Here is a 5459-nt window from a genome sequence, read left to right as displayed (position 1 = left end):
TCACGGGTGGTCCTTATTTGTTGTTAGAACTGATTTTAGCAAGAATCATGTTACTACAGAAAGCAATCATTTCTATGCTATAATAGATGGAAAGGTTTGTAATAATAAAGGGGTAAGAATAGAGATGAGCGAATTTAATGAGAAAAAGGAATCAATGAGTTCCATAAATAAGTTTGAATTGGATGAAGAAACATTATTTATTGTTTCTCAAACATTTAAAGCATTATCAGACCCTACCAGAATAAAAATTCTCCATCTATTATCAAAAAAACAACATTCAGTTAATGAAATAGCAGAAAGCCTAAGTATGCTCCAATCCACGGTTTCTCATCAGCTTCGCTTTCTAAAGAATTTGCGTTTAGTTAAATATAAACGCGAAGGAACTACCATGATTTATTCATGTGATGATGAGCATGTAATGGGCGTGTTAAAACAAATGATTGATCACGCAAGACATCATTAAAAAAATACCAATTAGATGGACTGTAGAAGCTTCTATAATAGATAGATGAATTCTACAGTTTTTTTATAGCCATTTCTGATTAAAGTGTTTTTACTCTAAATTTTAATGGTATTTTTTATACAAAAAATCTGAAAATGGATTGACACTTTTATTAGACTATTCATATAATATAAATATGAGTATATGAATATTTGTGCATATATTAAAAGTAGAAGTAATTGTATATAATAGATCAAAATTAAAGGAAAGAAGGGAAAGGAATGGAGGAAGAGAAGCAGCTGCGGAAAAAAGAATTTATATTAGAAGGCTTGGACTGTGCAAATTGTGCAATGAAAATAGAAAATGGAATAGCATCCATTAATGGAGTCAGAGAATGCACGGTTAACTTTGCTACACAAACATTACATTTACAGGTCGATGAAATAGAAGAAAAGAGTATTTTAGCAAAAGCAGAAAAAACAATCACAAGACTAGAGCCACATGTAAAGATGGTAGAAAAGAGGAAAAAAGCTACTTCTCCATCTCCTGATCATCCGCATCACCACGATCACGCTCATGGTCATGACCATGACCATGGTACAGAGAATACAAAGAGATTAATTGGAAGATTAGCAGCTGGAACGATTGTTGCAGCAATTGGATTTTTTGCTCCTTTAAACGGAATATCGGAATTTGCTCTTTTCTTTTTGGCCTATTTAATTGTTGGAGGAGACATTTTATTTAGAGCGATAAAAAATATTTTACGTGGGCAAGTATTTGATGAGCATTTTCTTATGTCTATCGCTACATTAGGAGCTTTTGCTATTCAGGAATATCCTGAAGGAGTAGCTGTTATGCTTTTTTATCAAATAGGCGAGTTATTTCAGGGGATAGCTGTCAATCGTTCTAGAAAATCGATTACTAGCTTAATGGATATACGACCAGACTATGCCAATGTAAAAGTTGGCTTTGAACTGAAGAAGCTATCTCCAGAGCAAGTGAACATCGGAGATATTATTATCGTAAAGCCTGGAGAGAAAATTCCGCTTGATGGGCGAGTGATAGAAGGAAGCTCTTCTGTCGATACATCCGCTTTAACAGGAGAGTCCATTCCGCGAGATATAGAAATCGGCAATGAGGTGCTTAGTGGTTATATTAATAATCAGGGTGTATTAACAATCGAAGTAACAAAGGACTTTGGAGAATCAACTGTTACGAAAATACTGGAGCTTGTTCAAAATGCCAGTAACCGCAAAGCTCCTACTGAAAATTTTATTACTAAATTTGCAAGATATTATACACCAGTAGTAGTAATAACAGCTGCATTATTAGCTATCGTACCACCACTCTTAATAAGTGGTGCTACTTTCTCAGACTGGCTGTATCGGGCCCTTGTCTTTCTTGTTATCTCTTGTCCTTGTGCGCTTGTTGTTTCTATTCCATTAGGATTCTTTGGTGGAATTGGCGCAGCATCTAAAAAAGGAATTTTAGTAAAAGGAAGCAATTATTTAGAAGCTTTAAATGATGTGAAGTATGTTGTTTTTGATAAAACTGGTACTTTAACAAAAGGAGTATTTGAAGTAGATTCCATTCACCCAGCACCTAGATTTGCAGAAAAAGAAGTGCTGGAATATGCAGCATATGCAGAAGTGCATTCTAATCATCCAATTGCTGAATCCATTCGCAAAGCATATCAGGGACAGATCATGGAGGAACGCATAGGAGAATATCAAGAATTATCGGGTCATGGAATTATGGTAGAGCTAGATGGAAAAAAAGTGTTAGCAGGTAATCAAAAACTGATGATAAAAGAAAATATCAGCTATTTACCAAACGAAGAAGTCGGAACAGTTATTTATGTGGCAGCAAATCAAGAATTCATCGGTTCTATTGTTATTTCTGATCAGATAAAAGAGGATGCAGAGAAAGCCATCCAACTATTAAAAGAACAAGGAATTAAGAAAACGGTGATGTTAACTGGTGATGCTCAAAAGGTTGGCTCTAAGATTGGGACTCTTTTAAAAATAGATGAAGTTCATGCAGAATTATTGCCACAGCACAAAGTAGAAGAAATCGAAAAGCTTGATCAGCATAAGCAAGCAAAGGAAAAAATTCTCTTTATTGGAGACGGCATAAATGATACACCTGTTCTGGCAAGAGCAGATGTGGGAATGGCAATGGGAGGTTTAGGTGCTGATGCAGCAATAGAGGCAGCAGATATCGTCCTTATGACAGATGAGCCTTCTAAAATAGCAACAGCACTGTCTGTTGCAAAACGGACACGCCGAATCGTGTGGCAGAACATTATATTTGCTTTAGGAGTTAAAGCAATCTTTTTACTACTAGGCGCATTTGGGATTGCAACGATGTGGGAAGCAGTTTTCTCTGATGTAGGTGTTACTGTTCTTGCCGTTCTTAATGCAATGAGAGTATTGCATGTGAAAGGGTTATAAAGAGAGAATTTCCGAGAGGGGACTCATTTCCAAAGAAAAAACGGAGCTAGTATACTTACTACTGGCTCCGTTTTTATTTGAATGAAATTGACCCCTATTTAACATTAGGAGGAGTATTATGTTCAGCTGGAGGAGCAGGCTTTAATTTAGGTGCAGAGCCAAATGGTGGTACATCTCGGACATATTGGAATGTTCCCATACCATCCATGCTTGGTCCCGATGCCCATCTCCCCTTACTGCTTTCATCTCCCATTGAATGATTAAGAAAGAGATAAGATACTTCTGTCTTTTCTAATTTTCTAGGGAAAGTGTTTGGTACAACTACGCCTTCTTGTTGCTCTAATTCGTAAATAGCGGCAAGCCATTGGTTTTGATGCATCGTGTCCCGTGCAATTAAATACGATAACATATCTTTAATGCCTCGATCATCGGTCTGCTCAAACAACCGGACTGCTTGGAGCCTGCCTTGCGATTCTGCATTTAAATTTGCGCGCATATCAGCGAGTAGATTTCCGCTTGCAGCCACATATCCTCCATTCCAAGGTACACCTACGCTATCCTTTGGCATTGCGGCAAGTCCTGAAACGATCGCATGCTGTGGATTAGTTCCACCAATAATAGCCGCCATTGCGGGATTACTTGCAGCTGCTGTTTCAAGCTCGGTAACGGGGGCATCATCTAATAACCTTGCTACCATGGTTGATAGTAATTCAATATGGCCAATTTCTTCTGTTCCAGTATCTAATAATAAATCACGATATTTATCATTTTTTCTTGTTCCCCAAGCTTGGAATAAATATTGATTCATGACCGACATTTCTCCAAATTGTCCACCGATTAGTTCCTGTAAATTTTTAGCGAAAACGGGATCCGGCCTCTCAGGTTTTGCTTCATAGGCCAGCTCTTTGATGTGAAAAAACATTGGTTCCCCTCCTCATAATCCTTTATATACTATACATGCTTTCTTTATAGGTACGTGTCCAGTTTGAAAAATAGTTTCAATCATAAGTTGTCCGAGCCCTTCATATACATAAAAAAAGGATAAATACATCGTGGCAGAAGAAGGGACGATTGCAATGAATCGGAAGTGGTTGGCTATTTATATGGCAGGCTCCTTATTAGCAGGATCAGGAATGACATATATAGGAATAAACGTGTTGGAAAAAAGACAGGAGGAACAATTAAATAATCAATCAATGGAGGCTGGTTCGCTTGATAAATTGGATAAAGCCTATCAAATAATCTTGCAAAACTATGTGGAAAATGTAGACAAGCAAAAGTTAGAAGATGGTGCAATAAGAGGGATGCTGGCTACATTGGAGGATCCATACTCTGTTTACATGGATCAAGAAGCCGCAAAGCAATTTGAACAAGCTCTTGATTCTTCTTTTGAAGGAATTGGTGCAGAAATTAGTATAGAAGAAGATAAAATGATCATTGTGTCACCAATAAAAGGGTCTCCAGCAGAAAAAGCAGGTATTAAACCTCAAGATCAAATAATTTCAGTAAATGGAGAAAACGTAGAAGGAAAAGATCTTAATGACGTTATCAGCCAAATCAGAGGGGAAAAAGGATCAAAGGTAGAATTAGAAATAAAGCGAGCAACAGTCGATAAACCATTAAAAATGGAAATTGTCCGCGATGAAGTACCCCAAATAACAGTTTATTCTGATATCAAAAAAGATGGCGGAGAAAAGATTGGTTATATAGAAATTACATCATTTTCTAAAGATACTGCAAGTGAGTTTGAAAAGGAATTAAACAAATTAGAGAAAAATGGCATTTCAAGTCTAATTTTAGACGTACGTGGTAATCCTGGTGGCTTGCTAACAAGTGTAAATGCGATCGTAGAACAATTTTTAACAAATAAAAAACCTTATGTGCAAGTAGAGAATCGAAATGGAGATCGTGAACAGTTTTATTCTGATTTGAAGAAACAAAAGGAATATCCAGTTGTAGTATTGATTGATAATGGAAGTGCATCGGCGTCCGAAATTTTAGCTGCTGCCTTAAAAGAGGGAGCTGGATATCCGCTAATTGGCGAAAATTCATTTGGAAAAGGAACCGTCCAACAGCCTATATTAATGGATGATGGCAGTGAAATCAAACTAACGGTTTCTAAATGGCTTACTCCTGATGGAAATTGGATTCATAGACAAGGAATAAAGCCCACTATCGAAGTCGAGCAAACGGACTTATATCATACCCACCCATTGCAGATTGTAGATTCACTTAAGCCTGAGGATAATGATGAACAGGTCCAATATGCACAAGAAATTTTAACAAGCTTAGGATTCACAACAGATAGGCAAGATGGCTATTATAGTCCGCAAACAGAAGTAGCTGTAAGAGCATTTCAAAGCAAAAATGCACTGGAGGTTACTGGTGTGATAGATGGAAAAACAGCTGCAAAGATGGAGGAAGCAGTTAGGATAGAAAAACAAAAGGACGAAAACGATATTCAATTACAAACAGCTATCCGCTATTTAGTTCATTAATAAAACGTAGGGCACAAAGAATTCAACCATATAAACCCGAGCAATTATCCTTGATATGCTCCCCTA

The 5459-nt window shown here is 37.0% G+C and carries 4 protein-coding genes; 3 read left to right on the top strand and 1 reads right to left on the bottom strand.

Features of this window, described 5'->3' with window-relative positions:
- Positions 1-124 precede the first annotated feature (124 nt).
- A complete protein-coding gene (locus BCI01S_RS24345) occupies positions 125-463 on the top strand; it encodes an ArsR/SmtB family transcription factor (protein WP_047943913.1) in 339 nt (112 codons plus the stop codon).
- Positions 464-723: 260 nt separating this feature from the next.
- On the top strand, positions 724-2895 hold the full coding sequence (locus BCI01S_RS24340) for a heavy metal translocating P-type ATPase (protein ID WP_061801329.1): 2172 nt from the start codon (positions 724-726) through the stop codon (positions 2893-2895).
- A gap of 94 nt (positions 2896-2989) precedes the next feature.
- On the opposite strand, the gene BCI01S_RS24335 is transcribed toward BCI01S_RS24340, so the two are convergent.
- Positions 2990-3817, bottom strand: a complete 828-nt coding sequence (locus tag BCI01S_RS24335) for a manganese catalase (protein WP_061801328.1) — start codon at positions 3815-3817, stop codon at positions 2990-2992.
- 154 nt (positions 3818-3971) lie between these two features.
- Between BCI01S_RS24335 and BCI01S_RS24330 the strand changes: the two genes are divergently transcribed.
- The gene (locus BCI01S_RS24330) at positions 3972-5393 is read left to right on the top strand and encodes a S41 family peptidase (RefSeq protein ID WP_061801330.1); all 1422 of its coding nucleotides are present in this window, start codon (positions 3972-3974) and stop codon (positions 5391-5393) included.
- The last annotated feature ends 66 nt before the right edge of the window (positions 5394-5459 follow it).

Origin of the sequence: Niallia circulans NBRC 13626 (genome assembly GCF_001591585.1) — a bacterium.
Taxonomy (GTDB): Bacteria; Bacillota; Bacilli; order Bacillales; family Cytobacillaceae; genus Niallia; species Niallia circulans.
This window is presented reverse-complemented; position numbering and strand designations above follow the sequence as displayed.